The following is a 26,422-nucleotide window of genomic DNA, read 5'->3' as shown; positions in this document are numbered from 1 at the left end:
TGCCTCCTGTGAGTTGCCTTCCTGACGCTCTGCCGGAGTCAGGAAGTCGGGTGTGCAGGAAGGCAGACCGCACGGTGCGGCGAAATTCATCGCCGTCGCGCCTGACGCTCTGCTTGCGCACGCGCGTGGCACTGCGGGGTCAGTGGAGTGCGGGGGCGCGATCGAGGAACCCCTTGATCGCGAAACGCGCGGTCTGGGCGGGGATCGAGCCCCACTTCCACCGCGCCGAGGCTTGCCGCGAGCAACGCCAGGTGCCACCCGCCGACGAACCGAACAACGCGATCCGCGACGGGTCGACACCGAGTTCGCCAACGTGCGCCTCGACCCAGCTCATCGCCTCGAGCACGTCGAACGGGGCGACGTCCCACCTCGCCGGGGGAGCGAGCCGGTAGGTGACGCAGATGGCCCGGTAACCGTTGTCCGCCAACCAGTTGGCGTAGGCGCGCAGCTGCCGCCAGTTCCAGCCTGCCCATTCTCCGCCATGCGCCAGCACGATCGCCGGTCCCACAACCGGGCGGTCAACGGGATGCCGGACTCCCAGGGGGTGGTCTGGGTTCGGGGTGTGATCGCCCCACTTGATCAGGGACGCTGGTACACGCAATCACGTGTGCGTGCGATGTACAGGCCTCGGTTCAGGTAATCGAGAAGGGTGTCGATGGTGTCGTTGTCGAGGGCCTCTTGTGCGGTCGCTTGGACATTGGTGCCTGCGCCGGGAATCGTCTGGTTCGCCGCGATGCGGAGGTCGGTCGTCCAGGACGTCCACATGCGTGTTTTGAGGAATGCGCGAATGTCGTCCGGGGTGCCGTTCGACAGCTGCTCGTCGAGCCTGCCGGGCAAGGTGGTCAGCGCTTCGGGTCGGATGCGGGCCAGGATCTGGTTGGCCAGTAACCGTATGTTGGTATCGGAAGCGGTGTCCAGATCAATGGTGACAAGCTCGCCAATGTCCTGGAACAGCTTGAGGGCCCCGGCGGCCTGTGCCAATGCGAGGTACAGGCCGCGGTTCAGGTAGCCGAGAAAAGCGTCGACGGTACCGTTGTCGAGTGCTTCCTGTGCGGCTGCTCGTACTGTGTCGCCGGCACCCGACATCGTCTGGCTCACTGCGATGCGAAGGTCGGTCGTCCAGGACGTCCACATGCGTGTTTTGAGGAATGTGCGAATGTCATCCGGGGTGCCGTTCGACAGCTGCTCGTCGAGCCTGCCGGGCAAGGTCGTCAGCGCTTCGGCTCGGGCGCGAGCCAGGATCTGGTTGGCCAGTAGCCGTGCGTCGGTATCGGAAGCGGTGTCCAAATCAATGGTGACAAGCTCGCGAATATCCGTGTGCAGGGTGACTTGGCAGGTTTCCTGGTTCATGCTCGGTGAACTGGTCTGAGTCATCGCCGATGATGTCGGGGCCATTAAGGCAAGAACCACAAGAATGCCAGCTGAAATATTCCATCGCATGTGCATTTCGCTCCCCAGTTCAGTCGATGCGCATGGACTTTATCGTCAGCGGGTCGGAGAGACCAGCGGTATGACCTAAATGGTCCGCTTCGCTTCCGACCTGAGGACAGGGCGCTCCTCGCGCCGCTGGCTCGTGCCACTCTGCGCCGAGTCTTTCGCGGCCAACGTCGCCATCACCGTCTGAAGTTCCGAAGCGGAAGGCCAGGAGGGGCGACAGATGCCCCGGGTAGCGACAAGCGGAAGAAAGCCCGGGGTGCGAGGTCTCATCCGGTCAGGTCGGATGTCGCCTGGCCGCCGCGCCACACGTCCACGATCGAGAGGCTGTCGCTGATCGTGGTGGTCGGGTCGCCGTCGACGAGCACCAGGTCGGCTCGCAGCCCGGCGGCGACGCGCCCCCGGTCGTGAAGACCGAAACGCTGTGCCGGAACAGCTGTGGCCGCCCTCAGGGCGCGTACGGGGGAGAAGCCCGCTTCGACGAGCAGTGCCATTTCCTGGTGCACGCTCGCGCCGTGGGCCTGGCCGCCCGTGGTGGGGATGGCGACGGAGGCGTCAGTGCCGACCAGGACGTCCACGCCTGCGGCGTCAAGGGCGGCGACGCTGGCGAGTGCGTCGTCGAAAGGTGCGTCCCAAGTGGACATCGGCCTGCTCAGTGCCTCGGCCCAGTGCGGGGCCAACTTGCCCGACACCCGCGGATCGGCGGCGAACTCCGTGGCCGCGATGCCCAGGAAGGAGCGGACGAGCACCAGGCACGGCGTCACGAACGCGCCGGAAGCGGCGATCGTGTCGACGAGACGGTCGTCGTGGGGGCGGTCGATGAACAGGTGCGTCAGCGCGTCGGTGCCGCCCTGCGCGGCCTGGATCCAGGTGGCTGCGGTCTGCGCGTGCGTCATCGCCAGGTATCCGCGCTCGTGGGCGGCTTCGACGCCGGAGACGTAGGCGTCGTGAGGCAGAAGAGGAAGCCCGGGGTCGCCCAGGACGGTGCCTTCTTCGAGGATGAACTTGATGTAGTCGGACCCCGTGGACACGAGCCGGTCGACCAGCGTGCGCGCCTGCTCGGGTGAGCTGGTCTGTGGAAACGCCGCCACGTCGGGAACTCCGGGGCCGCTGAGCTTGGCGAAGAGCTGGGTGGGGTGGCCGTGCGGGGCCGTGACCGGATGCCCGGCGCCGCGGACGTCGGCGCTGCCGGGACGGTTCGCCCACGTCGCGCGGTCCTCGGCCGAGGACGGCCCACCCATGTCCATCACGGTCGTGACGCCGAAGCGCAGGGCCGTCACGAGGTCGTCCGGCTGGGCATGGGCGTGGGAGTCGATGAGGCCGGGCATCAGGGTGCGACCCGTCCCGTCGACCCTCCGGCCGGTTCCCTCCGGCGGCTCGGAACCGCCGACACGAACCACGAGGCCGTCCTCGACGACGACCGTCGTGGACTGCCGGACTTCCTCGCCGTCGAAGACGCGGACATCGGTGAAGACGGTGCGCACGAGTGGGCTCCTTCCCAGCCTGCGAGAACTGATGTGTACGACCATACACATCATGTGTACGGACGTACACAAGTGCTAGGGTGAGGCGGTGAGCGATTTGGACGGCGTGACGAACGAGCGGACGCGCGACGCCGCCCGGACCCGTGCCGTGATCCTCGCCGAAGCGCGCCGCCAGTTCGCCGCCACCGGCTACAGCACGACCGTGCGTGCCATCGCAGCCGGCGCGGGCGTGTCGCCGAACCTGATCACGCGCTACTTCGGCGGCAAGGACGGCCTTTTCCTCGCCGCGACACAGGTCCACCTGGAACTCGCCAAGCTCGACGGTCCTCGTGCGACGCTCGGCCGGCGGCTGGCGGACGCCGTCGTCGCGAGGTGGAGCGGCATGCAGGGCGAGGATCCACTGCTCGTGCTGCACCGCGCGTCAGGGGAACGGCCAGAAGCGGCCCGAGCGTTGACCGCTTTCCTGGACGAGGAGTCGTTGCGCCCGTTCACCGAACAGCTGCTCCGCTACGGGCTGACCCCCGCCGACGCCGCGGCGCGCGCCGCGGCCGTCGACGCGCTCGTCCTGGGCGTGAGCACGCGCCGCAGAGTGCTCGCCGACGACCTCGGTGACCTCGACGACCTGAGCGACTGGCTCGCCGGCGCTGTTCAGCGTCTCGTCGACGCGCCCTGACCCGCCCACGTCCCTCGGGTGGATGATGCGCGGAGAACTGCCCGCCGATGATGTGCAGCGTCCCGCCCCATGCGGGCGCCGCCTTCTGCCGCCGCGCGTGGAGACGGAGGTCTGCAACCACATGCGTGTCACGAGTTCGCGGGCAGCACCATCGGACCGCTTCGCTGATTTTGCGGTGAGCGCGGCCCTCTTGACCTTTCGCATCAGCAGCACCGAGGTGCACGTCATCAGCGCGATCGCACCGGGCATCGACCCGGCCGCTCTGCCGTACGACGCGCTGTCCTGCGGGGAAGTCGACGATCTCGTTGCGGAGCTCGAACCGATCGCCGCGAAGCCGGTAGCCCGGTGACCGCTTCCCTGCTGCGTCGCCTGCACGTCGCGGGGCTGGACGACGCCACGGTGGTGGAGCCGGTCGAGGGCGGGCTCGCCGCGGTCGCCGGCATCGCCGTACGGCGTGACGGCTCCCGGTTGTTCGTCAAATCGTTCGCCGAGGTGCCCGCACAGGACCTGTTCGCGGCCGAGGCGGAGGGACTGCACGCTCTGCGGGACCGCGGCGGGCTCGTGACGCCTGAGGTCGTCCTCGCGACGCCGGACCTGCTGGTGCTGTCGGTCCTGCGTGAACGACCGGCGGAGGAGGCGTTCTGGGAACAGCTCGCCCACGTACTCGCCCGGCTGCACACCTCCACGGTGCACGATCGGTTCGGGTGGGAGCGCGACAACTGGCTCGGCCGCTACCGGCAGGTGAACACGTGGACTGCCGACGGGCACGAGTTCTTCGCGCGCAACCGCCTGCTGCGCTGGTTGCCGGAGCGGCGGGTCCGGGCGGCGCTGGACGAACGGGACCGGCGGGCCCTGGAACGGCTCTGCGAGCGGTTGCCCGACCTGCTGCCGGCGAACCCGGCCTGTCTGACCCACGGCGACCTGTGGGCGAACAACGTCCTCGCCACCGCCGACGGCAAGCCCGCTGTCATCGACCCGGCCGTCTCCTACACCTGGGCCGAGGTCGACCTGGCCCACCTGTGGTGCTCGCCTCACCCGCCGGAAGCGAAACGGTTCTTCTCCACGTACGCGGAGCTGACCGGCCTCGACGACGACTGGGGCGCCCGGATGCCCCTGGTCCAGCTACGCCAAAGCCTCGCCCTCATCGCCATGTTCGACCACGACTGGGGCGCGGCTGATCAGGTCCGCGCCATCCTCAGGCCGTTTCGGACTGTGTGAACCTTGCCAGCGCGCTTCGCCTGGCTGTCGATGCCGCGGGTCTGCCCTTGGCGGTGATCCTCACGCCTGGCCAGGCCGTTTGTTCTTTCCGGGTGGAAGGAAACCGCGCAGCCGCGGCGTTGACAGTCGACACGGCCAGTCGTCCCTGACCAGAGAGCTGGTCAGGGACGACTGGCGCACCACGGCCTGCCGCCCATCAAGCACAGAGCCGATCGGCGCGGTCGGGGCAGGGGTCAGGCGTGCACCTGAAAGCGGCCGACGTTGTCGCTGAACCGCTCCAACCAGTGCCCCCGCCCTCCGATGAACAGGGAGAAGTCGTCCGCGTCGGTCAAGCCGATGTTGTAGACGCGGGCGACGTTGCAGTTGTTGTTCCCCGCGATCGAGCTGACGTTGCCCTTCCAGAAGGAAGTAGGAGTAATGAGATAGCCCGCGTTGTCGCACGGGTCATCAGCGGTGATCGTGGTCATCTCGTGGCCTGGGCCCGGCGGCCCCGATTCGAAGTTGTTGTAATCGACGTTCTGGTACCAGTACATGATCGGGATGCCAGCTCGCGGGACGACGCCCTGGGCGCGCGCGGTCGCGTTGTACTGGTCGTTCATCGCGACCTGGGCCCGCTCCATGGACACGTCCGAACAAGACTTGGCCACCACTGGAGACTCTTCGCCCGCCGGTGCCTTCGCGACTCTGATCGCACAGTACCGCCCGTCAGGCACGGTGATCGCCGTGCCCGGCGGGGTGACGTGGGCGCCTGGACCCGGATCGGCCGCCACAACGGCGGGAGGTGCGAGAGCCACCATGACCGCCAACGCGGCTATCGCTCCGGCCGCCCTCCGTAAACTCATCGTTCTTTGAGGCACGTGAATACTTCCCCTCAGTAGGTAAGCCGATCCACCGGGAGCGAAACCCTGTTCGTGGCGCCCCCGACTCTTGTTCTCCGATTTCCGGTTCGGACTCGCCGAACCGGCCGACGAGTCCGCTATCCGCGCGTCTCGACGATGAACCCGGAGTTCTGGACCAGGTAGGCCCCGCAGTCGCCGTAGACGAACCAGGGGTCCTGCCGGGCACCGATCCACCCGCCGACCCGGTTGCTCCCGTCGGAGCAGTAGGTGATCGTTCGGATCTGCCCGGAGGCGACCGAACAGCCGCCTTCCCAGCGGGAGGGGGAGACCAGGTGGAACCCGTAGCAGTTGTAGTTCGCGGCTGCGGCGGGAGGCGTCGTGTCCGGCTCGGAGCTGCCGGCGAGTGCGGGTGTGGTACCCCCGAGTGCGGCGAGTGCGAGGACGGCCGTGGACGCGAAGATCTTGCTGTTCATCGTTTCTCCTCGTGTTGGTCGGATGAGATGACACCGGGTGCCGTTACGGCGACGACCACGGTGCGGAAGCAGGGAGGCGGGGCACGGGCGCCAGCGGAGAGCGCCGTGCGTCAGCACGAATAACCGTTGGGAGTCACGGTCTCGTCGTCGGTGATCTTGTACCAGCCCGGGTCGTACCAGGTGATCCAGCCGTTGGTCGTCACAGTGCAGCCGGCGTCGACGCGGAAGTAGTCCACGTCGATCCCGTCGTTCCAGCGGCCACCCTTCTTCGTTCCCGGTGCGACCCAGCTGTAGGTGAAGCCCGAGTCGTCGTCCGCCCACGCCACGTAGACCTCGCGCTTGGTGCGGTTGTCCAGGGCGCCGCAGATCAGCCCGAGGAGGCAACTGCCCCGCACGCCTGCCTCCCCGTCGCCGGGCTGGGCGATGCCGCTACCCGAACCCGCCAGCGCCAGCGTGGCGCCGGTGGCCACCACCTTGCGCAGAAACCTCATGTGTCCCCCTTTGACCTGCCGTGCGCCCCCCTGCGCACGGCGACTCGGCAGGGCTCCGCGGAGCCGTCGACCCGCCGTCCCCACGGCTGGTCGCACCGATGGCCTCAGGTTTACCGATGCGGTGTTGTTCACGGTCGACGGGCGAGTGGTCAAGAAAGACCGGTGAAGAATGAGGAACGCCCTACAGGACGAAGGGGTCAGGCGCTATCGGCACGGTTCGGGGACGTCGACGCCGGTGAAGTAGGAGGTCCACTGCTCCGCGGTGGCCCGTGGGTGGGCGAGCGCGCACACCTCGGCCGCCGCGTCGTCCGGCTCGACCCGCCAGAGCAGGCTGACGGCGTCACGCCCGCCGGTGAGCAGCGTCCGGCCGTCGGGGAAGAACCTCACCGTGTGCACCTCGTCGGTGTGCCCGGAGAGGGTCGCCCACGGCGTGGGCTCGCGTGGGTTGGTGACGTCCCAGAGCCGTGCGGTGTGGTCGTACCCGGCGGTGGCGATGCGGGAGCCGTCCGGTGAGTAGGCCACCGCGGGCACGGCGCCGTGGTGCCCGGTCAGCGTGGAGAGGTGCGATGGAGAGCGTGGGTCGCCGATGTCCCACACTCGCGCGGTCTGGTCGAGGCCCGCGGACACGAGGTGCCGGCCGTCGGGGGCGAAGGCGAGCGCCAGCACGCGGTCGCGGTGACCTTCCAGCACCGCCACGAGACGGGGCCGTGCGGGGTCCGACACGTCGGTCAACCGCACCGTCCGGGACATGGCGGAGGCCAGCAGGGTGCCGTCCGGCGAGAACGCCAGGGCCGGTACGAAGTCCGTGAGTCCGGTGACCTCGCCGGCGAGTGTCGGCGCGGACGGGTCGCGCAGAGACCAGAGCCGGATCACGTGCTCGGGATCGTCGCCGCCGACGGCGAGGAGTAGGCCGTCCGGGCTGAACCCCAGTGCCCTTGCCGTGCCGGGGTGCTTGATCGTGCCGGGTAGCAGGTGGGCGCGGGCCGGATCGGAGACGTCCCACAACCGGACCAGCCCGTCCACGTCCCCGGCCGCCAGCACCGACCCGCTCAGCGCGATCGACCGGATCCGCGCCATCGTCGGGGAGGGCAGCTCCAGCCGGCGCGGGTGGTCGGGGTCGGAGGTGTCCCACAGCCGCACGGTGCCGTCGCGGTCGCCGGTCGCGACCGTCCGCCCGTCAGCGGAGACCGCCGAGGCACGCACGGTGTCGGTGTGCCCGCCGAGAACCCGGCCGGGCACGTCGGTCAGGCGGACCGTGCCGTCGTTGGCGGCGGTGGCGACCACCCGCCCGTCGGGGCTGAAGTCGGCTGCCCACACGATGTTGGTGTGGCCCGCGATGGTGGCCGTCACGACGGGCATGGCCGGAGCCGACACGTCCCACAGCATCGCGGTGTAGTCCCACCCGGTGGTGACCACCGTCCTGCCGTCCGGGGAGAACCGCGCTGCCTGCACGGTGTCGCGATGCCCGGCCAGCCGGCCCACCTCGCGTGGCCCGCCCTCAGCCCGCAGGTCCCACAGCCGCGCGGTGGCGTCGAACCCCGCGGTGAGCAGCAATGCGCCATCGGGACTGAACACCGCCGACGTGATCTTGGACGAGTGCGCCTGCAGCAGTGCCGTGCGCAGGGGCCGGGCGAGGTCGGTGACGTCCCACAGGCTCACCGTGCCGTCGTCGGAGGTGGTGACCGCACGGTGTCCGTCGGAGGCGAACTCGGCCCACACGACCGCGCCGCCGTGGCCGGTCAACGCGGAGACTCTGGTCGGCGTGGACGGGTCGCGGACGTCCCACAGCACGGCGGTGCCGTCGTTGCTCGCGGTGATCAGCGCGGTGGCGTCCGGGCTGAAGGCGACGTGGTAGACCGCCTCGGCGTGGGCCTGCACCTCGGCGAGCAAGCGGGGCTCGCCGGGGTTCTCCACGTTCCACAGCGACACCAGTCCGTCGTGCCCTGCGGTGGCCAGGCGCGTTCCGTCGCGTCCGAACGCCAGCGACTCGATCCGCCCGGACCGGGCGGGGATCTTCGCGACGGGTTTGGGGGAGTGGGCCGAGGACAGCCGGAACAGCTGCACGACGGGGGAATCTCCCGCGCTGGCCAGCAGGTTGCCGGTCGGCGAGAACGCCACCGCGCGACGGGCCATCTCCTCGGTCAGCACGGTGGTGCGCGGCCCGGCGACCGAGCTGAGCAGGGTGCTGCGGGTGTCGGCGGTCGGGTCGAGGCGGAAGGCCGCGAGGGCGAGCTGTCCCGCGAGCGCCGGTGCGATCGTGCGCAGTGCCGGGGCCTGCGTCGCCACCTTCTGCGCGAGCGCCGAGTTGCGTTGCTGCGCGGTGACCTGCGCCGCCCGCACGGCGTACCAGGTCGCTCCGGCCGCGATCAGGAGCAGAACGCTCAACAGCGCCACCAGCACGCGCAACTGGGCCGACCGCCTGCGTGTGGCGGCCCCGGCGCGGGCGTCGTCGGCCACCGAGGCCGCGAGGAAGTCGCGTTCCGACGGGCTGAGCGCCTGCTCGTGCTGGTCGGCCCAGGACCGGGCCAGCACCAGCCGCACACCGCGGTACAGCGCGCCGGGGTCCTCGTCCAGCGCGCGCCAGGCAGCGGCGGCATCGGTCAGGTCGCGGTGCAACCGCAGTCCGTCGCGGTCATCGGCGAGCCACCGGCGCAGGCGCGGCCACGACCGGATGAGCGCCTCGTGCGCGATCTCCACGCTGTCCTCGCCGAGCACGACCAACCGCGCGGCGGCCAGGCGTTCGAGCAGCGAGGGGACGTCGTCGCCGAGCTCGTCCAGCTCGTCGCGGACCGCCCGCCGCTTGGTGTCCTCGATGCCCTCGCCGATGGTGCACAACCGCAAGAACACTTGCCGGGCCGTGCGTTGCTGTTCGGGGGAGAGGGCGGTGAACGCGGCCTCGGCGGTGTGCGCGACAGCGTGCTCGATGCCGCCTGCCGCCTCGTAGCCCTTCAAGGTCAGCGTGGTGCCGCGCCGCCGCCGCCACGTCTCCATCAGCACGTGGGACACGAGGGGAAGCACACCGGGCTGTCCGGTCGCGTCGGCGATGATCCGGGCGACGAGCGCCGTCTCGACCACGCAGTCCGCCCGAGCCGCCGGCCGGACGATCACCTGGCGGAGCTCGTCGGTCGTCATCGGCTCGACCGTCACCTGCCCTTCGCGCATCGCCTGGGACAGCGCGGGATGCGCGAGGCAGTTGCCGTAGAAGTCGGCGCGCACGCTGAGCACCACCCGGCAACCACCTCGGTCGGCGGTCGCCGCCGTGAGCAACTGGTCGATGAAGCGGACCCTCTCGGCGTGGTCGGCGCAGAGCGTGAACACCTCCTCGAACTGGTCGACGACCAGCACCAGTTCGCTGCCGGCCGGCACGACGCCGCGCACCACGTGGTGCAGCCCCCTGGGATCGTCGGCGGGCCGCACCACGGGCGCGTTCGCCCAGTGCGCCAACTGGATCAGGCACTCCTCCAGCGGATGCGTACCAGGCGTCATGACCACGGCCGGGCTCTCGAGCCTCGGCATCACGCCTGCCCGCAACAACGACGTCTTGCCGGTACCCGACGCTCCCACGACCACGACGACCCGTTGCCCCGCCAGCAAGCCGAGAACCTTCTCCACTAACGCTTCCCGCCCGAAGAACGTCTCCGCGTCCTCGGCTGTGAACGCCGCGAGCCCGGTGTAGGGCGACCCGCCCAGGTCAGGTGGCTCGGGCGGCTCCAGCGCCGTCCTGACCTCGTGCCACCGGGCCTCCCACTCGTCGGCGTCCCCACTGCACGCCCGCACGTACGCGAGCGTCACGTCCAGGCTCGGCAGCTTCCGTCCGGCCGCGGCCTGCGACAAGGCCGCCTCGGAGTAGTGCGCCCGGCCGCTGAGCACCCGGTAGGTGGGCTTGCCCGCCTTCTCCCGCAGCAGCCGCAGATCACGCGCGAAATCCAGCAGCGGCCCGTCTCCCTCGACCAACGGGCTTTCCCCACGCGCCATTGGAACCACCCCCTGCCGACGATCAAACCACCGGTTGCGGAAGGAGGTGTTGACGGTGAACGGACCGCCTCGACGTGCACTACCGTCCACAAGGGACTGATCGGCTCAGGTGAGTGCTCTGGTGAGTCGTGTCCGGAACGGGAGAGACGACCCGCTCGCGAACAACGGCGGTGTACCCAAGCGAACCACCGGCGCTCCCTTGACCCCTACGTCGGGATCGCGGAAGAAGGGTCGGTACCCAGGAGACACCGGCCTTTTCGCGTTGCGCCGTAACTCTTGCGCCGAGCCCGGCGATTCCCTCTCGGAGTCGCCCGAATTCGGAGGGAGCCAGGTGGGTCAACGCGCGGAGAAGTTCACCAAGAACCCGTGGTTCCTGCTCGGTGGCGGAGTCGTCGCGGCCCTCGCGCTGGTGGCGGCCATCACCGGGCCGCTGCCCGACCTGACCGAGGACAAGACGTCGGTGACGAGCCTGATCGCCGAGCCGACGGGCAGCCCGATGAGCGACTGGGCGTTGCCCCTCGACGTGCCGCTCGACCTGATGCCGCGCTCGGCCAGCGGGTACTGCGAACCCGAGACGGTCGAGTGGCTGCGGCGGTTCGGCACGGAAAGCACGCCGTACCACGGTATCTCCGTCCGCAGCGCGGCTGAGGACGGTGCGATGTTGTCCATCGGCAACCTGCGGGCGGTGGACGTCGAACGGCACGATCCGAAGCCGGTGATCCACTTCCAATGTCCCAGCGGCGGCAACGCGGACACCGCGGTCCTCGGGCTGCGACTCGACCGGGATCGCAAGGCGGTGGAGTTCGTCGACGGCTCTCGGGAGAACACCCGGCCGTTCGCGTTCAACCTGGAGCCCGGCGAGACGGGGAACCTCGAGCTCCAGCTGGACAACGCGGACGGCTACTCCTACACGGGCCGGATCGTCGCGGACGTCACCGTCGGCAAGGAGAAGAAGACCGTGTCGCTGCCGCTCAGCGGCGACCACGTGGAGAAGTTCGACTGGGTCAGCCCTGGCAAGTACGCGCGTCTGGTGGTGCAACCCGGTCGTACCAAGGACGTCCAGTTCCAATGCGTGCTCTACCCACGTGGATACGCCCGGTGGCGGCCCGCCACCACCGACGACTTCGAGGACGCCTTCGACTGTTCGCACGACCGGGTGCGATCGCTGCTCACCGAGATCGGGGGCTCGTCGTGAAATGGGCCTGGGCGGTCGTGATCACCCTGGTCGTGGTGGCCGGTGGGATCTTCGCCTTCCGGATCGTCACCGCACCGGACACATCCGGCATCGGCGTGCAGACGGTCACGAGGACGCCGGTCCCGATACCGACGACCACCACCACTGCGACGGTTCCGGAGTTCGCGGACCCGAGTCCGGACCAGGCGACCGAGGTCGTGAGCGTGGTGGCCGTCGACAAGGCGGGCAACCCGGCGGCGGGGTACCAGGTCTCGGACGGCGGAGAGGCGGAGAACTGCCTGCCGTCGCCGGCGGCGACCGACACCGGTGTCGTCAGCTGTTCCCCGACCGCCGCGGGTGCGGGCGTCTGCTGGGTCACGCCCTCTCCGGGTGTGTTGCTGTGCGGGGACGAGCCGTGGAGGACCTCGCTGCGACGGGTGATCACGGCAGGCCCGGTGAACCAGACACCCCTGGGGGAGGAAGCGCAGCCGTGGGGGCTGGAGCTGGCGGACGGTGCGAAGTGCCAGCGCCGCAACGGGGGCTCGTGGCCGGGACGGGCGGACGGGTTCGTGGGCGCCTACTCCTGCGACCGGGACGAGGAGTTCGTGCTCGCCGGAAACGGCCCGCTGGTGAATCGGGCGAAACCCGCGTGGACGGTCAAGGTCGGCGGCCTGAGCGCGGACAACGGCGATTTCCCGCCGCCCGCCGACGTACGCGTGGTCAAGGCGTACTTCGCCGCCTCCCGCTGACGGAGCGTCAGGAACGGACTCGGTCCGCGGGCACGGTCCAGCCGGTGGCGCGGATCCACTCGGCCAGGTCCCAGGTGGTCGGTTCGATCGCCTTCACCGCCGCGAGGTCCGACGGGTGTTCGGACGCCTCGGCGAACTGGCGGAACATCGCCCGGTCGAGGTCGTTGGGAAGCACGCTCAGCGGCAGGGCTTCGTAGCGTGACGGCAGCCCGGCGTGCGCGCCGAACGCGGCGGCGATCTGCGGGCCGATCGGTTCGTCGCCGACGACCTCGACGGCTCCGCCGGGCACGTGCGCGGTGCCGAGCAGGATCGCGGCGGCGACCTGGCCGATGTCCCTGATCGAGATCATCTTCAGGGCGACGTCGGCCGGCAGTGGCAGCCTCAGCACGATCGTTCCGTCTTCCAGGGTCGGCGCCATCACGGTCGCGAAGTTCTCCATGAAGGCGGTGGGGCGGACCATCGTGGCCCGCAGGCCGGAGCGCTTCAGGTACTCCTCGATCCGGTGCTTCGAGTCGTGGTGCGGCACGCCGGTTTCGCGATCCGCTCCGAAGACCGAGTTGAACACGACGTGCGGCACGCGTGCCTTGGCCGCCGCGTCGACGAGGGCGGTGCCGACGCGGACTTCCTCCTCGACCTCTTCGAGGCTGTTCGCCTCCGGGGTCATGAAGTAGAACGCGTCGACCGCGTCCAGTGCGGCGACCACGGACGTCGGGTCGTCGATCCGGACGGCCGCCAGCTCGACACCTCGGGCGGCCAGCGCCTGTGCTCGATCGGAGTCGGGGGTGCGGACGAGGGCTCGCACCCGCGCCCCTCTGGCCAGGAGCGCGTCGACGACCGCCCCGCCCTGCTGTCCCGTCGCACCGAAGACCGCGATCACGCCGTTCTCCCGCGTGGTCATGTCGTCACCTCTCGCTGGAAAGGGCACGAGCTCCAACTAGTTCATGCCGTGAACGACACTAGTTCACGGCATGAACTGATGCAAGGAGGCCGAATCAGGTGGGATCCGGTGTCTCGGCGCGCTGCGGCAGCGGATCCGGTGAGCGTTCCTGGTGCAGGGCAACGCCCGCGACGACGAGCACCACGCCGATGATCTCGGTGACGGCGGGGATCTGCGTGAGCACGATGATCCCGACGACGGTGGCGGTGGCCGGGAGCAGGGAGACCATCAGGGCGTAGGTGGCTCTGGGCAGGCGGGCCATGGCGAGCTGGTCGCCGACGTAGGGGATGACCGACGAGCAGATCCCCACCCCGGCCGCCGCGGCCAGGACCACCGGGTCCAGGAGGGCCGGTGCCGCCTGGCCGATGCCGATCGGCAGGGCGATGACTGCCGCGATCATCATCGACAGAGCCAGGCCGTCGATGCCGGACACCTGCCGGCCGCGGGCCACGCGGTGCCCGAGGACGATGTAGAGGGCGAACAGCACCGCGTTGGCGACGGCGAACGCGATGCCCAGGGTTCGGCGACCAGGCGCACGTCGGTGAGCAGGTACACGCCCACCACTGCCGCGACCAGCGCGGCGACGTTGCGGCGGGTTCGCGCGGCGAGCGCGGCCAGCACGATGACCGGCAGGAACTCGATCGCCGCTACCGTGCCCAACGGCAGCCGGTCGATGGCGAGGTAGAACATGCTGTTCATCACCGCCAGCACCGCCGCCCAGCCGGTCAGCAGCCATCGGGTGGGCCGGTCCAGGTGCTGCCACAGCCGCCAGGGCCGCCGCCACACGGCGAACACCAGTGCGGCCGTGGCGATGCGCAGCCACGCCACCCCGAGCACCTCGACGCGGGCGAACAGCAGCACCGCCAGTGCGGGCCCGAGGTAGTGGAACACCGCGCTGACGACGAAGTACGCATGGGGAGGCATCCGCTGCACCGCTGCACTGCCCCTGTCGCGGAAACGTGGCTCGACCATGCCTCTATTGTCGAAAAGCCAGTCCCCGCAACACCATGCGCGAACAAAGGCAGAGGACGTCGATATGGTGGCAAAAGAAGGTGGAAGCTCCGTCGGCTTTCCTTCTGGAAAGCCGGTGCTGGACGACACGGACCGGCGGCTGCTGGACGTGCTCGGTGCCGATCCGCGGATCACCTCGGCCGAGCTGGCCCGCCGCATCGGCATGTCCGCTCCCGCCGCCCGCGACCGCCTCGCCCGCCTGGAACGGGCCGGCGTCATCCGCGGCTACCGCCTCGACATAGACCCCGCCGCGATCGGGCTGCCCGTCACCGCCTGGGTCCGGATCCGGCCCGGCCCCGGTCAGCTCCCGCGGATCGCCGAGCTGGCGGCCCGCACCCCGCAGGTCAGCGAGTGCCACCGCATCTCCGGCGAGGACTGCTTCCTGCTCAAGGTCCACGCACCCGCGATCGAGAGCCTGGAAGCCATCCTCGACCAGTTCCTCATCCACGGTCAGACGCACAGCTCTTTCGTCGTGGCCACCCCGGTGCCCCCACGCACACCCGCGGCCGGTTAGCCGAGCAGCGCCTCCAGCTCCGGAAGCCGGCCGAACAGCTCGGGCAGGCCGCGCACGCCGTCGCGCACGGACTCGTGCGACAGCGCGAGATCGGGGCCGGTGCTCGCCTCGACGCCGGCCAGGCACCGGAGGACGTTCCACCTCGTGTGCCCCAGCCAGCCGTCGACCAGGAACACGAACCAGCTCGGACCCGGCGGCGGCAACGCTCCGCCTCCCGCGACGTAGCCGTCGAGGACCGAGCGGAAGACGGCGGGCTCGATGTCGTCGAAGCCGGGGCCCTTCGCGAGGCTCAGCGCGGTCGAGCCGAGCTCACCGGACAGGTCGAGCAGCCCCGAGAGCTCCCAGTCGAGCACCACCGGCCGGCCCTCTCGCGCCAGCAGGTTCCACGGCTGGACGTCCCCGTGGGTCAGCACCACCGGGCCCGGCCGTGCGCAGGTGCCGACGAAGCGGGCGATCGCGAGGAAGGTCTCGGCGTGCGAGGCGAGCTCGTCCGCCCACGGCTGTCCGGTCGCCTTCGCCCGCGCGGCGAGCTCGGGCCAGTCCCGCGGCGTCGGCTCCTCGACCGGCGTGGGGGACCACGGGACGTCGAGCGCGTGGATGCGCGCGAGGATCTCACCGATCTCGAACGCGAACGCCGCCGGCACCGCCGCCTCGGGCACCTTCTGCCCCTCGACCCACCGGTGCACGAGCGTGCCGTGGCCGGCGGAGATCGGCTCCGGCATCGGGACACCGGCGGCGAAGGCCTCCCGCTCGAACCTGAACACGTCCTCGACGCGGTAGGCCCGGCGGCGGTCGGCGACGTTCAGCTCCTTGACCGCGAACGACCCCCGGTCGGTGTCGAGGCGGTACGTCCGGTTGGCGAACCCGCCGTGGACGCGGACCATCGGCCCGATCGGCGCGCCCAGGTGCGAGAGGTCCACCCGCGCATGCTAGTGCGGTCCAAAACGTGCTCTGAACCCCTCGACCAGGAGGTACGCTCCCGCGCGATAGCGAAGTGATCCTTGGGGGAAGTGGAATGATGCGACGTCTCGTGCTGCCTGTGGCGGCCCTCATGCTCTCCGCGATCGCCGTCTCGTCGCCCGCCGCCGCGGCGGCCGAGCCGGTGGCGTCCTCCTACACCCCGGTGACGCCGCTGCGCGTGCTGGACACGCGCACGGGCCTCGGCGCGGCGGGGCCGGTGGGGGCGGGGCAGAGCGTCGTGCTGGACCTGTCCTCACGGACGCCGGTCGGCACCACGGCCGTCGTGCTCAACGTGACCGCGACCGAGCCGACGTCGCTGACGCACGTGATCGTGTGGCCGTCCGGCAGCCCGCGCCCTGCCGCGTCCAACCTCAACGTCGTCGCCGGGGAGAGCAGACCGAACCTGGTCACGGTGCGGCTGGACCAGAGCCGGAAGGTGAGCCTCTACAACAACCTGGGTTCGGTGCACCTGCTGGCCGACCTGGCCGGCCACTACACGTCCGGTGCCGGCGCGCTCTACCAGCCGCTGCCACCCACGCGCGCCCTGGACACCCGCGACGGGACCGGTGTGACGCCGCGCAACCCGGACGGCTCGCTGCCGTTGAACCTGTCCGGTCTCGTGCCCGCCGACGCCACCGCCGTGACGTTCAACCTGACCGCCACCAACGTCACCGCCAACACGCACGTCATCGCGTGGCCGCACGGCAGGCCCCGGCCGGACACGTCGAACCTCAACCTGGCGCCGGGCGACACCCGCGCCAACCTGGTGACCGTCGCGCTGGGCACCGACCGCACCGTCGACCTGTTCAACAACCTGGGCGGGATCGACCTCGTCGCCGACCTCGCCGGCTTCTACGTGCCGGGCGAGGGCCTCGCCTACTACCCGCTCGACCCCAGGCGGGTCGTGGACACGCGCTCGTCCGCGACGATCCGGCCGGACAACCCGCTGAACCTGTGGCTCGACGCCGACGACTCCGTCCCGGCCACCGCGTCCGCGGTCGTGATGAACGTGACGGCGACCGAGGCGACGGAGGCGACCCACGTGAGCGTGTCGCCCGCGTGGGACTTCAGGTCGTCGACGCTGAACATCACCCGCGGCGGCACGGTGCCGAACCTGTCGGTGGTGGTGCTCGGGATGTACGGCGTGCTCAACATCAGGCCCAACGCCGGCGCCATGCACCTGATCGTCGACCTGGCCGGGTACTTCGCCCCCGCGCCGTCCACCTGCGCGACCGGATGCGTGTACGGGTGGGGCCAGAGCAACAACGGGTCGCTGGGCTCGGGTGGCGGCCTGGGCGAGAACCAGTACTTCGGCGAGCCGACGGCGCGGCCGGTGTCCGGCCTGAGCGGCGTGACGGCACTCGCCGGGCGCTACGCCCTGCTCGCGGACGGCACGGTGCGGGCGTGGGGCCCGAACAACTGGGGCGAGCTCGGCGCCGGATGGCACACCTACAACGGGTTCGCGTCGGTCCCGGTCCGGGTCAAGGGACTGTCCGGCGTCACGGCGCTCGCGGCTTCGGGGTCGAACGGCTACGCGCTGCGCTCCGACGGCACCGTCTGGGGCTGGGGCTACAACTACGCGGGCCAGGCCGGGCCCCGGACGACCCCGGACGACATCGTCGACCTGCCCGTCCGCATCGCCGGCCTCGACCAGGTGGTCGCCATCGCCGCCACCGCGGGCACCGGCTACGCGCTGCGCTCGGACGGCACGGTGTGGTCCTGGGGCAACAACTTCTCCGGCGAGCTCGGCAACGGCACGACGGGCGGCTCCTCGCCGGCCCCGGTGCAGGTGGCCGGTCTGACGGACGTCACCTCGATCGTCGCGAGCGGCAACGCCCGGTACGCGTTGCGCTCGGACGGCACCGTGTGGTCGTGGGGCAGCAACTCGGAAGGGCAGCTCGGCAACGGCGCCGGTACCGGCATGTCGGGCACCGCTGCCCCGGTGCGGGACCTGACGGGTGTCGTGTCGGTGGCGGCCGCCTACGCGACCGGGTTCGCCATCAGGGCCGACAAGACCGTCGTCGCCTGGGGTTCGCACTACAACGGTGCGGCCGGCGTCGGCTTCGCCGACCGGTTGGTGACCGTGCCGACGCGGATCAGGAACCTGTCCGACGGCAGGGCGGCCGACGTCACGAAGATCATCGGTACGTACGCGCTGCGGGCCGACGGCAGCCTGTGGGGCTGGGGGAGCAACGTCTGTGCCCAGTTGGGGTACCAGGACGCCTCCGACGTCGCCGTCGAGCCGAAGCTGATCCCCGGCCTCCCGCCGGTCAAGGCGTTCGGCACGACGGGCTCCGCGCTCTTCGCGATCGTCAGCTGAGCACCGCACCGCCTCCGTGAGCCCGGTGCGTGCGGAGGAACACCCCGGCATGCCGGACGACGTGATGACACGTCGTCCGGCATGCGCGCGTCGATTCCGGTCCGATCACAGGCGCTGGAGCGCGAACTGCTGGTTGAGGCCGGAACCCGCAGCCCACTGGGACACGCGGGCACCGTCGGCCGTCGACTGCTCCCACACGTCCATCGCGAGCCCGCTCTGCCGGTTGACGAAGCTCACCACGCCCAGTCCCCGGTCGACCACCTGCCACTGCTGGCTCGCCGAGCCGGCGTCGGGCTGCTGGGTGATGTCGGCGCCGCTGCCCGAGCTCGCGACCTGGAGCACGAGACCGCTGTGCCGCGCGCGGATCCGGTAGTGGCCGCCACCGGAGTCGAGGAAGTCGAAGACCTGGTTCAGCCCACCCGTGGCGGACCACTGGATCGCCGTGGCGCCCGCCGCGGTGGAGGCGCCGTTGATGTCCACCAGCTTGCCGCTGTGCTGGGCGACGAGCCGGTAGTCCACCCCGGTCTGCACCGGTCCGGTGCCGCCTCCCGCGGTGCCGACCGGCCTGCGGGACAACGCGAGCGCCTGGCCCAGGTCGGGCAGCGGCTTCAGCCGGTACGTGTAGGTGTAGTCGCGGTTGGGGAAGAGCTTGTAGGTGTCGAGCGGGTGCGCGCCCCAGCTGTCGTTGCCGCCGACGCCGGTCTGCCGCAGGTTCAGCCGCAGCACCACGTCCTGCCGTGGGGTCAGCTGGTAGTCGTGCCGCGCGCCCTTCGAGAGGTCCTCGGGGGTGAAGTAGGACGCGTTCACCTCCAACGGCTGGTCGCCGCACGCGAGCAGGCCGCGGCCGCTGCCGTTGACCAGGGCGACCCAGCGGACGTCGGTCTTGGTGCCGTTCTCCTGCGGCCGCAGGTAGCCGGTCCACTGCTCGGCCACGGTCGAGGAGTACGTGCCGACGTCGGAGCCTGTCTTGCGGTCCCACTGGTTCTCGTGCGGGCCGCGGCCGTAGTAGCGCAGCCGGGAGAGCTCTCCTGGCAGGAGCAGCAGCGTGCCGACCTCGGGGATGTAGGGCAGGGACGACGAGCCGGGGTGCAGGGTGTTGTCGACCTTGATCTCGCCGTTGCCGTAGACCGTGTACGTCATCGTGAACGTCGACACCGTGCTGGTCGGCAGGGTGCCGCTCACGGTGATCCGCACCTCGCGGTCGGAGGGCCGCTCGAGCGCCACCCGGCTCACCGTCCGGTTCGTGCCCGCGTAGCGCCAGGTGGCGTTGCGGCTCGGGTGGCCGTTGCCGACGTCGTTGTCGGTCGGCGCCCGCCAGAAGTTGGGCACCGGTCCTGAGCTCAGCAGCCGCATGCCCATCGCCTCGTAGGACGTGATCACGCCGGTGGGCTTCGCGACGGTGACGGTGAAGTCCTGACCGGTGACGGTGATGCGATCGCCGGTCTCGGTGGCGGACAGCGCCGGCACGGAGGTCACCGGCACCGGGACGACCGGCGGGCTGCCGAGGCTGACCGGCAGCTGCTGCTTGGCGACCTCGAAACCGGCGCCGGCCCACGGGGTCGCCGTCCGCAGCTTGAACGACAGCTGGAGGAAGTGCTCCTCGCCCGGTGCGGGGTTGGCAGGGCGTCGCACCGGCAGCTGCACCGTCTTGGCGGACAGCGGCGCGATGTCTGCCTGCGCCGCGGTGAGCTGTCCACTTTGGACGACCGTGCCGTCGGCGACCAGCGCCCAGTCGGCGACGAACTCGCCGACGTTGGTGAACAGGAACTCGTTGGTGATCCGGACGGTGTCGAACGAACCGCCCGAGGCGACGGTGATCGCCTGGTACACCTGCTTGACCTCGACGGCCTTGCCGCTGATCCGCCGGTCGGTGGTGACGATGCCGTCGCCGCTGAACGCGCCGTCGTTCGGGTTGTCGCCCCAGTCACCGCCGTAGGCCTGGAACGTGACACCGGACGAGGTCTTCCAGGTGAGCGCCTGGTCGACGAAGTCCCAGATCCAGCCGCCCTGCAGGACGGGGTTGGCGCGGATGACGTCCCAGTACTCCTTGAGGTTGCCGGTGGAGTTGCCCATGCTGTGGGTGTACTCGATCATCACGTACGGCCGGGTGTCCGAGGTGTTCCGCGCGCGGTTCTGCACGCCGGCGGGACTTTCGTACATCGCGGACCGGATGTCGCTGACCTCGGGCCGGTTGTCGCCCTCGTACTGGATGACCCTCGTCGGGTCGGCCGCGCGGATCCAGTCCCGCATCGCGACGAAGTTGCTGCCGCCACCGGCCTCGTTGCCGAGCGACCACATGATGACCGACGGGTGGTTCTTGTCCCGGTGCACCATCTGGGCGGCCCGGTCGAGCACGTTCGAGGTCCAGTCCGACCTCGACGCGGGGTAGTTGTCGCGGATTCCGTGGGTCTCGAGGTTGGTCTCGTCCAGCACGTAGAGCCCGTACTCGTCGGCCAGGTCGTACCAGAGCGTGTTGTTCGGGTAGTGCGACGTGCGGACCGAGTTGATGTTGAGCTGCTTCATGACGGTGATGTCGCGGACCATGTCGTCGCGGGTCAGCGCCGCGCCGCGGTCGGGGTGCATCTCGTGCCTGTTGGTGCCGCGCAACGACACCGGCTTGCCGTTGATGCGCATCAGGCCGTCCTTGAGCGCGAACTCGCGGAAGCCCACCCTGGCCGACACCGTCTGCACGACCGCGCCCGTCGCGTCCTTCAGCGAGAGCACCGCCGTGTACAGGTTCGGTTTCTCGGCTGACCACAGCGCCGGTCCCTGCACCGCCTTCGAGCCGCGGCCGGTGACCTCCTGGCCGGACGAGGGCGCGCTCACCGACGTGCGCAGCGGTTCCTGCCACACCGGTTGCCGGTTCTGGTCGTACAGCTGCGTCTCGACCGTGAACGTGCCCGTCTGGCCGCCGTTGTTGCGCACCACCACCGCCACGCCGAGATCGGCGTTGGTGTAGTTGTCGCGCAACGGCGTGGTGATCGTGAAGTCGCGCAGGTGCACGGGCGGCAGCGAGTAGAGGAAGACCGGCCGGAAGATCCCGGACAGCCGGATCATGTCCTGGTCCTCCAGCCAGTCGCCGTCCGGGTAGCGGAACACCTCGACGGCGAGCAGGTTCGACCCCGCCCGCACCTGGTCGGTGACGTCGAACTCCGAGGGCGTGTAGGAACCTTCGCGGTACCCGACCTTCGTGCCGTTGACCCACAGGTAGAAGCCGGCCTTGACGCCCTCGAAGTGGATCAGGACCCGCCGGCCCTGCCACGCGGACGGCAGGGTGAACGTGCGGCGGTACTGGCCGACGGCGTTGACCCGCCGCGGTGCGAACGGCGGCTGCACGTTCTCGTTCTGGCCGTTGCCGCCCCACCACGGGTAGGTGATGTTGACGTAGATCGGGTTGTCGTAGCCGTGCAGCTGCCAGTTGGCGGGCACCGGGAGGCTCGCCCAGCCGCTGTCGTCGACGTCGGTCCGCCAGAAGCTCAGGTCGCGGTCGGCGGGTTTGGTGACGTGCTTGAACTTCCACGTCCCGGTCAGGTCGAGCCGGAACGGCGACGTCGAGCGGTCGGCCGCCAGCGCCTGCTGGAGGTCGGCGTACGGCATGAGGGTCGCGTGCCCCGGCTGGGAGTTGACCTGGAAGATCCCGATGTTGTTGTTCCACTCGGGGTACCCGTTGGGTGGGTCGGGCCACGCCGCCGCCGGCACCTCGGCCGGAGCCGCGGCCTCGGCGGCGGGACCGGTCAGCGCGGGTGCGGCGAACGCCGCGAGGCCGCCGCCGAGCAGGGTGCGTCGGCGGATCGGGTGGGCCGGCTGTTCCTGTGGTTCCTGGGACACGTCTTCTGGCCTTTCGCCGTCGGCAGGGGGCGGTGGCGGGGCACTTCCCGAGCATCGACCAGAACTGCGCCGTCGTCCACCGCTGGTCGTGCCGTCGGCGGCCGCGATGAGCGGCCACGCCCGTCGTCGGATGGTGTTGCGTCGCACGGACTTCTCATCCACGGTCAGGTGGCTGCGCAGGTCTTGCCGTTGAGGGCGAACGAGGGCGGGGCGGAGGCGTCACCGGTGTGGCTCGCCTGGAAGCCGACCGTGATGGACGCGTTCGGCGCTATGTCGGCGTTGTAGGACACGTTCCTCGCGGTCACCTGGCCCGACGCGGGGGAGTAGGTGGCGCCCCAGCCGGAGGTGATGGCCTGCCCGCCGGGCAGGGTGAAGGCCAGCGACCAGCCGCTGATCGGCGTGGCGCCGGTGTTCGTGATGGTGATGGTCGACGTCAGGCCGTTGTTCCAGGCGTTGATCACGTCGCCGACCCGGCACTCCGCGCCACCCGGCGGGGTCGTGGTGGTGGTGGTGGTGGTGGTCGTCGTGGTCGTCGGGCCGGTACCGCCGTCGAACTGGGTGATGAACTTCCACGCCTCACCGGAGGTCCAGGTGCGCCAGCCGTCGCCGCCCGAGTCGATCGGGCCCGGCGTGTGGCCGCCGTCGAACGCCGCCCACACCACCGGGTATCCGGCGCGGCAGCCGCTGTAGGCGGTGACGATGTGCGTCCTGCTGCCCGCGCTCGGCTCGCGAGGGTTCTGCGCCGTGCAGCCGTTGTTGCGCACGAACCTGTCGCGCAGCCCGCGGCCCAGGCCGATGCCCAGGACGTTGTCGCTGACGCCGTGGATGCCCAGGTAGGCGATGGGATCGCTGCCGCCGCTGCACCCGCTGAGCTCGGCACCGGAGTAGACGACGACCGCGCGGAACACGGTGGCGCGGGCGCAGGCGAGGGCGTAGGACATGCCGCCGCCGTAGCTGAAGCCACCGGCGTAGCGCTGGGTCGTGTCGACGCACAGGCTGGTGTCCAGCAACCGGACCAGGTCGTCGATGAACGTCAGGTCCTGGCCGCCGGGATTGGCCCAGCCGTTGCCGTTGCCCTGCGGCGCCACGAAGATCGTGCCGTTGTTCGCCTGGTCGGACAGCCGGCGCAGGCCGTAGTAGGACCAGTTGTAGCCGTCGGTGCCACCGGAGTCGACGTCATTCGCCGTGCCGCCGCGCCAGTGCAGGCCGACGAACAGCCGGTACTGGCGGTGGGCGTCGTACCCGGACGGCACCCGCAGGACGTAGGTGCGGTTCTGCCCGCCGCTGCTGATGGTGTGCTGTCCGCTCGCGAGAGCCGGTGCCTTGCCGCACCCGGCCGTGCCCGCCGGCGCGGCCGGCCGGCCCGGTGTCGTGCCGCCGACGGCGATGCCCGCCGCGCCCAGGAAGACGACGGCACTCACCGCCGCGAGCACGACTCGGTACCGGAACCACTGGTGCTGCTGGACCATCGTCGTTCCTCCGGTCGGTCAGGCTGGCTGGAGCTGGAACCGCTGGTTCTCGGCCCCGCTGGGAGTCCACTGGGAGATCCGCGCGCCGTCGGCGGCCGAGGCCTCCCACACGTCGAGAGCGAGGCCGCTCAGCCGGTTCACCAGGCTGATCACCCCGCCGCCGTGGTCGGTCACGCGCCACTGCTGGGCCGTCGCACCGGTGTCGGTCTGCTGGGTGACGGCGGCGCCCGTGGCCGAGCTCGCGACCTGGAGCACCAGGCCGCTGTGCCGGGCCCGGACGCGGTGGTAGCCGCCGCCGGAGTCGAGGAAGTCGAACTGCTGGTTGGACCCGCCGGTCGGGGACCACTGCTGCAACACCGCTCCGGTAGCCGTGGAAGCACCGCTGATGTCGGCGTACTTGCCGCTGTGTCGTGCGATGAGCCGGTAGTAGACGCCCGGTTGCACGCCAGACCCGGTGCCCTGGCCGGTCGCGCGGTAGGTGTGTCCACTCTGGACGGCGAACTCCGCGACGTCGGTCTCCGGTTTCCCGGCCTGGATCGCGGCACCGGTGGTGGTGTCGCGCAGCTCGAACGTGCCGGTGAAGATCCGGTTGCGGACGCGGACCGTGCCGTCGCGGTCCGCGGTGACGGACAACGTGACCGTGCCGTCTGCCGCCCAGGTCGCGCCGACCGTGTAGCCGCCGCGTCCGCGCAGGCCGGTGACGCTGCCCGCGGGCCAGGCCGGTGGCAGGGCGGGGAGCACGTGCAGCTCGCCGTTGTGGCTGTGCAGCAGCATCTCCGCGATGCCGGACGTCGCGCCGAAGTTGCCGTCGATCTGGAACGGCGGGTGCAGGTCGAACATGTTGGGCGCCAACCGGTCCGTGGTCACGAGCGACCGCAGCAGGTCGTGTGCGCGCGACCCCTCTTCGAGCCGCGCCCAGTAGTTGATCTTCCAGGCGAGCGACCACCCGGTGCCCGCGTCACCGCGCAGTTCGAGGGTGCGGCGCGCAGCCGTGTGCAGTGTCGGCGTGCCGCGCTTGGTGATCTGGTTGCTCGGGTGCAGGCCGTACAGGTGCGAGACGTGCCGGTGGTTCGGTTCGGTCTCCACCCAGTCGTACAGCCACTCCACGACGTTGCCCCGCGACCCGACCCTCATCGGCGCCAGCCGTTGCCGCGCCGACCGCACCTGCGCGCGGAAGTCGGTGTCGACGCCCAGCACCTCGGACGCGCTCGCGCAGCCGTCGAACAGGTCGCGCAGGATCTGCATGTCCATCGTCGGCCCGGCGCAGACGCTCGCGTTGGAGTGGTGGTTGAGCTCCGGTGAGTTGGACGGGTTCGTGACGAGGTGGCCGAGGGCCGGCTCGGTGACGAGCGTGTCGAGGAAGAACTGCGCGCACCCCTTGAGCGCCGGGTAGTACGCGCGCAGGAACTCGACGTCGCCGGTGAACCGGTAGTGGTCCCAGATCAGCGTGGACAGCCAGGCCCCGCCGGTCTGCCACATGCCCGCCGCGGCGAAGTCGACGACCGAGGAACCACGCCAGGCGTCGGTGTTGTGGTGGGTGACCCAGCCACGCGCCCCGTACTGCACCTGCGCCGTGCGGGCACCGGTGATCGTGAGGTCGTCGACCATGCGGAAGACGGGCTGGAGGCACTCGCCGAGGTTGGTGGTGTCCGCCGGCCAGTAGTTCATCGGCAGGTTGGCGTTGATCGTGTACTTCGAGTCCCACGAGGGCGCCATCTGGTCGTTCCAGATGCCCTGCAGGTTCGCCGGTTGCGTGCCGGGCCGCGACGACGAGATGAGCAGGTAGCGGCCGTACTGGAAGAGCAGCGCGGCGAACTGCGGGTCGGCGGTGCTCGCGTGCCGCGAGATCCGGACGTCGGTCGGCTGGTCGGCAGCCGACGTCCGCCCCAGGTCGATCGTGACCCGTCCGAACAAGGCTTGGTAGTCCGCGACGTGCCGGGCCCGCAGCGTGTCGAAGGAAAAGCCCTGCGCGGCGCTCAGGCGGTTGCGGGCGAGGCCCTGGTAGTCGCCGTCGACCGTGCGGAAGTCGACGTAGCTGCTGCCGATGGAGATCAGCACCGTCACGGCGTTCGCGCCGCTCACCCGCAGCGTCCCCGCCGAGCTGCTGACGCTGCCGCCCTCGGCCACCGCCCTGGCCAGCGCGAGGAACCGCACGGTGCCCGTGATTCCCCGTTGGGTGCCGGAGATCCCGTCCAGCGCGATCGTCGAGGCGTCCGGACTGGACGTCGTGGTGCGCTGGGGCGAGCCGAACGACGCGGTGAACGAGATCGAGCCCGGCGTCTCCGCGGTCAGGCGCACGACGACCACCTGGTCGGGTGCACTGGCGAACACCTCCCGCCGGTGGCGCACGCCGTTCACCACGTAGCCGACCGAGGTCGTCGCCGTCGTGAGGTCGAGCGTGCGCTGATAACCGGTCGCGGTGCCGGACGGCAGCACCAGACTCAGGTCGCCCACGGGTTGGTAGGCGAGCTGCCCGGCTGGGCTGCCCAGCATCGTCTGGTCGATCAGCGACTGCGCCTGCGTCCACTGGTTCGAGAAGACGAGCTGCCGGATCTGCGCCAGTGATCCGGCACCCCGCGGGTTGCTGTAGTCGTGCGGACCTCCCGCCCAGACGGTGTCCTCGTTGAGCTGCAGGCGTTCCGTGTCGGTGTTGCCGAACACCATCGCGCCGAGCCGCCCGTTGCCCACCGGCAGCGCGCGCAGCCAGTCGCTGCCGGCGGGGCGGTCGTACCAGAGCGCGAGGTCGTTCGCCGCCAGCACTTCGCCGGGTGCCGCCGCGGAGGTGCCGGCGGCCGTCCACCCCGCCTGCGTCAGCGCCACTCCCGCGCCCAGCTTCATGAGCTGCCGCCGGTTCAGGTCGGACATGTCGCTCC

At 70.4% G+C, this 26,422-nt stretch carries 21 protein-coding genes; 7 read left to right on the top strand and 14 right to left on the bottom strand.

Annotation, left to right across the window (positions count from 1 at the left end; genetic code table 11):
• Positions 1-139: 139 nt before the first annotated feature.
• The 3 genes from ACFWV3_RS19075 to ACFWV3_RS19065 all read right to left on the bottom strand — a co-directional run bounded on the left by ACFWV3_RS19075 (position 140) and on the right by ACFWV3_RS19065 (position 2,918).
• Positions 140-493: an alpha/beta hydrolase gene (locus ACFWV3_RS19075; RefSeq protein WP_382412702.1), complete on the bottom strand. Its 354-nt coding sequence runs from the start codon at positions 491-493 to the stop codon at positions 140-142.
• 86 nt (positions 494-579) lie between these two features.
• Positions 580-1,350, bottom strand: coding sequence for a hypothetical protein (locus ACFWV3_RS19070; protein ID WP_382412701.1), 771 nt, complete (start codon positions 1,348-1,350; stop codon positions 580-582).
• Positions 1,351-1,703: 353 nt separating this feature from the next.
• Positions 1,704-2,918: an amidohydrolase family protein gene (locus ACFWV3_RS19065; protein WP_382412700.1), complete on the bottom strand. Its 1,215-nt coding sequence runs from the start codon at positions 2,916-2,918 to the stop codon at positions 1,704-1,706.
• 88 nt (positions 2,919-3,006) lie between these two features.
• Here ACFWV3_RS19065 and ACFWV3_RS19060 point away from each other — a divergent pair, with 88 nt between their 5' ends.
• From ACFWV3_RS19060 to ACFWV3_RS19050, 3 genes are read left to right on the top strand one after another with little or no spacing between them, the layout of a single operon-like run.
• Complete coding sequence (locus tag ACFWV3_RS19060) at positions 3,007-3,591, top strand: helix-turn-helix domain-containing protein (RefSeq protein ID WP_382412699.1); 585 nt, start codon at positions 3,007-3,009, stop codon at positions 3,589-3,591.
• A gap of 22 nt (positions 3,592-3,613) precedes the next feature.
• On the top strand, positions 3,614-3,940 hold the full coding sequence (locus tag ACFWV3_RS19055; protein WP_382412698.1) for a hypothetical protein: 327 nt from the start codon (positions 3,614-3,616) through the stop codon (positions 3,938-3,940).
• Positions 3,937-4,809 (top strand): fructosamine kinase family protein, encoded by an 873-nt coding sequence (locus ACFWV3_RS19050; RefSeq protein ID WP_382412697.1) that lies wholly within the window; start codon positions 3,937-3,939, stop codon positions 4,807-4,809. Before ACFWV3_RS19055 ends, ACFWV3_RS19050 begins: the two co-directional genes overlap by 4 nt.
• A 233-nt stretch (positions 4,810-5,042) precedes the next feature.
• Here the strand turns inward: ACFWV3_RS19050 and ACFWV3_RS19045 are convergent, their stop codons facing one another.
• From ACFWV3_RS19045 to ACFWV3_RS19030, 4 genes are all read right to left on the bottom strand, one after another.
• Positions 5,043-5,435 (bottom strand): hypothetical protein, encoded by a 393-nt coding sequence (locus ACFWV3_RS19045; RefSeq protein WP_382412696.1) that lies wholly within the window; start codon positions 5,433-5,435, stop codon positions 5,043-5,045.
• A 350-nt stretch (positions 5,436-5,785) separates the two neighbouring features.
• Positions 5,786-6,121, bottom strand: a complete 336-nt coding sequence (locus tag ACFWV3_RS19040) for a hypothetical protein (RefSeq protein WP_382412695.1) — start codon at positions 6,119-6,121, stop codon at positions 5,786-5,788.
• Between the two features lie 110 nt (positions 6,122-6,231).
• Complete coding sequence (locus ACFWV3_RS19035) at positions 6,232-6,612, bottom strand: hypothetical protein (RefSeq protein WP_382412694.1); 381 nt, start codon at positions 6,610-6,612, stop codon at positions 6,232-6,234.
• 204 nt (positions 6,613-6,816) lie between these two features.
• Positions 6,817-10,587 carry a hypothetical protein gene (locus tag ACFWV3_RS19030; protein ID WP_382412693.1) on the bottom strand — a complete coding sequence of 1,257 codons (3,771 nt, stop codon included), beginning with the start codon at positions 10,585-10,587 and terminating at the stop codon, positions 6,817-6,819.
• Between the two features lie 331 nt (positions 10,588-10,918).
• On the opposite strand from ACFWV3_RS19030, the gene ACFWV3_RS19025 reads away from it, so the two are divergent.
• Together ACFWV3_RS19025 and ACFWV3_RS19020 are read left to right on the top strand one after the other, a co-directional pair.
• Positions 10,919-11,782 (top strand): hypothetical protein, encoded by an 864-nt coding sequence (locus ACFWV3_RS19025; RefSeq protein ID WP_382412692.1) that lies wholly within the window; start codon positions 10,919-10,921, stop codon positions 11,780-11,782.
• The gene (locus tag ACFWV3_RS19020) at positions 11,779-12,510 is read left to right on the top strand and encodes a hypothetical protein (RefSeq protein ID WP_382412691.1); all 732 of its coding nucleotides are present in this window, start codon (positions 11,779-11,781) and stop codon (positions 12,508-12,510) included. Before ACFWV3_RS19025 ends, ACFWV3_RS19020 begins: the two co-directional genes overlap by 4 nt.
• Positions 12,511-12,517: 7 nt before the next feature.
• Here the strand turns inward: ACFWV3_RS19020 and ACFWV3_RS19015 are convergent, their stop codons facing one another.
• The 3 genes from ACFWV3_RS19015 to ACFWV3_RS19005 form a co-directional block, all read right to left on the bottom strand.
• Positions 12,518-13,408: an NmrA/HSCARG family protein gene (locus ACFWV3_RS19015; protein WP_382412690.1), complete on the bottom strand. Its 891-nt coding sequence runs from the start codon at positions 13,406-13,408 to the stop codon at positions 12,518-12,520.
• Between the two features lie 94 nt (positions 13,409-13,502).
• The gene (locus ACFWV3_RS19010; RefSeq protein WP_382412689.1) at positions 13,503-13,934 is read right to left on the bottom strand and encodes a DMT family transporter; all 432 of its coding nucleotides are present in this window, start codon (positions 13,932-13,934) and stop codon (positions 13,503-13,505) included.
• A complete protein-coding gene (locus ACFWV3_RS19005) occupies positions 13,847-14,419 on the bottom strand; it encodes a DMT family transporter (RefSeq protein ID WP_382412688.1) in 573 nt (190 codons plus the stop codon). Before ACFWV3_RS19005 ends, ACFWV3_RS19010 begins: the two co-directional genes overlap by 88 nt.
• A 115-nt stretch (positions 14,420-14,534) precedes the next feature.
• Between ACFWV3_RS19005 and ACFWV3_RS19000 the strand changes: the two genes are divergently transcribed.
• Positions 14,535-14,972: an Lrp/AsnC family transcriptional regulator gene (locus ACFWV3_RS19000; RefSeq protein WP_382412686.1), complete on the top strand. Its 438-nt coding sequence runs from the start codon at positions 14,535-14,537 to the stop codon at positions 14,970-14,972.
• Here ACFWV3_RS19000 and ACFWV3_RS18995 read toward each other — a convergent pair.
• Positions 14,969-15,892 (bottom strand): phosphotransferase family protein, encoded by a 924-nt coding sequence (locus ACFWV3_RS18995; RefSeq protein ID WP_382412684.1) that lies wholly within the window; start codon positions 15,890-15,892, stop codon positions 14,969-14,971. The two genes, ACFWV3_RS19000 and ACFWV3_RS18995, sit on opposite strands and share 4 nt — an antisense overlap.
• A 95-nt stretch (positions 15,893-15,987) precedes the next feature.
• Between ACFWV3_RS18995 and ACFWV3_RS18990 the strand changes: the two genes are divergently transcribed.
• Complete coding sequence (locus ACFWV3_RS18990) at positions 15,988-18,252, top strand: RCC1 domain-containing protein (RefSeq protein ID WP_382412683.1); 2,265 nt, start codon at positions 15,988-15,990, stop codon at positions 18,250-18,252.
• A gap of 105 nt (positions 18,253-18,357) precedes the next feature.
• On the opposite strand, the gene ACFWV3_RS18985 is transcribed toward ACFWV3_RS18990, so the two are convergent.
• The 3 genes from ACFWV3_RS18985 to ACFWV3_RS18975 all read right to left on the bottom strand — a co-directional run bounded on the left by ACFWV3_RS18985 (position 18,358) and on the right by ACFWV3_RS18975 (position 26,414).
• A complete protein-coding gene (locus tag ACFWV3_RS18985) occupies positions 18,358-22,080 on the bottom strand; it encodes a glycoside hydrolase family 2 TIM barrel-domain containing protein (RefSeq protein WP_382412682.1) in 3,723 nt (1,240 codons plus the stop codon).
• A gap of 164 nt (positions 22,081-22,244) precedes the next feature.
• Positions 22,245-23,549, bottom strand: coding sequence for a cellulose binding domain-containing protein (locus tag ACFWV3_RS18980; protein WP_382412681.1), 1,305 nt, complete (start codon positions 23,547-23,549; stop codon positions 22,245-22,247).
• An 18-nt stretch (positions 23,550-23,567) separates the two neighbouring features.
• Positions 23,568-26,414, bottom strand: a complete 2,847-nt coding sequence (locus ACFWV3_RS18975) for a glycoside hydrolase N-terminal domain-containing protein (protein WP_382412679.1) — start codon at positions 26,412-26,414, stop codon at positions 23,568-23,570.
• Between the last annotated feature and the right edge of the window lie 8 nt (positions 26,415-26,422).

It is taken from the genome of Lentzea sp. NPDC059081, assembly GCF_042738015.1.
GTDB lineage: Bacteria > Actinomycetota > Actinomycetes > Mycobacteriales > Pseudonocardiaceae > Lentzea.
The sequence above is the reverse complement of the archived record's forward strand: the minus strand, read 5'-3'. Positions and strand labels throughout refer to the sequence as shown.

What these genes read in the sequence shown, in the direction of transcription:
- ACFWV3_RS18990 (WP_382412683.1), top strand. Translation starts at nt 15,988, where the DNA reads ATGATGCGACGTCTCGTGCTGCCTGTGGCGGCCCTCATGCTCTCCGCG.
- ACFWV3_RS19040 (WP_382412695.1), bottom strand. Translation starts at nt 6,121, where the DNA reads ATGAACAGCAAGATCTTCGCGTCCACGGCCGTCCTCGCACTCGCCGCA.
- ACFWV3_RS19035 (WP_382412694.1), bottom strand. Translation starts at nt 6,612, where the DNA reads ATGAGGTTTCTGCGCAAGGTGGTGGCCACCGGCGCCACGCTGGCGCTG.
- ACFWV3_RS19015 (WP_382412690.1), bottom strand. Translation starts at nt 13,408, where the DNA reads ATGACCACGCGGGAGAACGGCGTGATCGCGGTCTTCGGTGCGACGGGA.
- ACFWV3_RS19070 (WP_382412701.1), bottom strand. Translation starts at nt 1,350, where the DNA reads ATGAACCAGGAAACCTGCCAAGTCACCCTGCACACGGATATTCGCGAG.
- ACFWV3_RS18980 (WP_382412681.1), bottom strand. Translation starts at nt 23,549, where the DNA reads ATGGTCCAGCAGCACCAGTGGTTCCGGTACCGAGTCGTGCTCGCGGCG.
- ACFWV3_RS19030 (WP_382412693.1), bottom strand. Translation starts at nt 10,587, where the DNA reads ATGGCGCGTGGGGAAAGCCCGTTGGTCGAGGGAGACGGGCCGCTGCTG.
- ACFWV3_RS18975 (WP_382412679.1), bottom strand. Translation starts at nt 26,414, where the DNA reads ATGTCCGACCTGAACCGGCGGCAGCTCATGAAGCTGGGCGCGGGAGTG.
- ACFWV3_RS19005 (WP_382412688.1), bottom strand. Translation starts at nt 14,419, where the DNA reads ATGGTCGAGCCACGTTTCCGCGACAGGGGCAGTGCAGCGGTGCAGCGG.
- ACFWV3_RS19055 (WP_382412698.1), top strand. Translation starts at nt 3,614, where the DNA reads ATGATGCGCGGAGAACTGCCCGCCGATGATGTGCAGCGTCCCGCCCCA.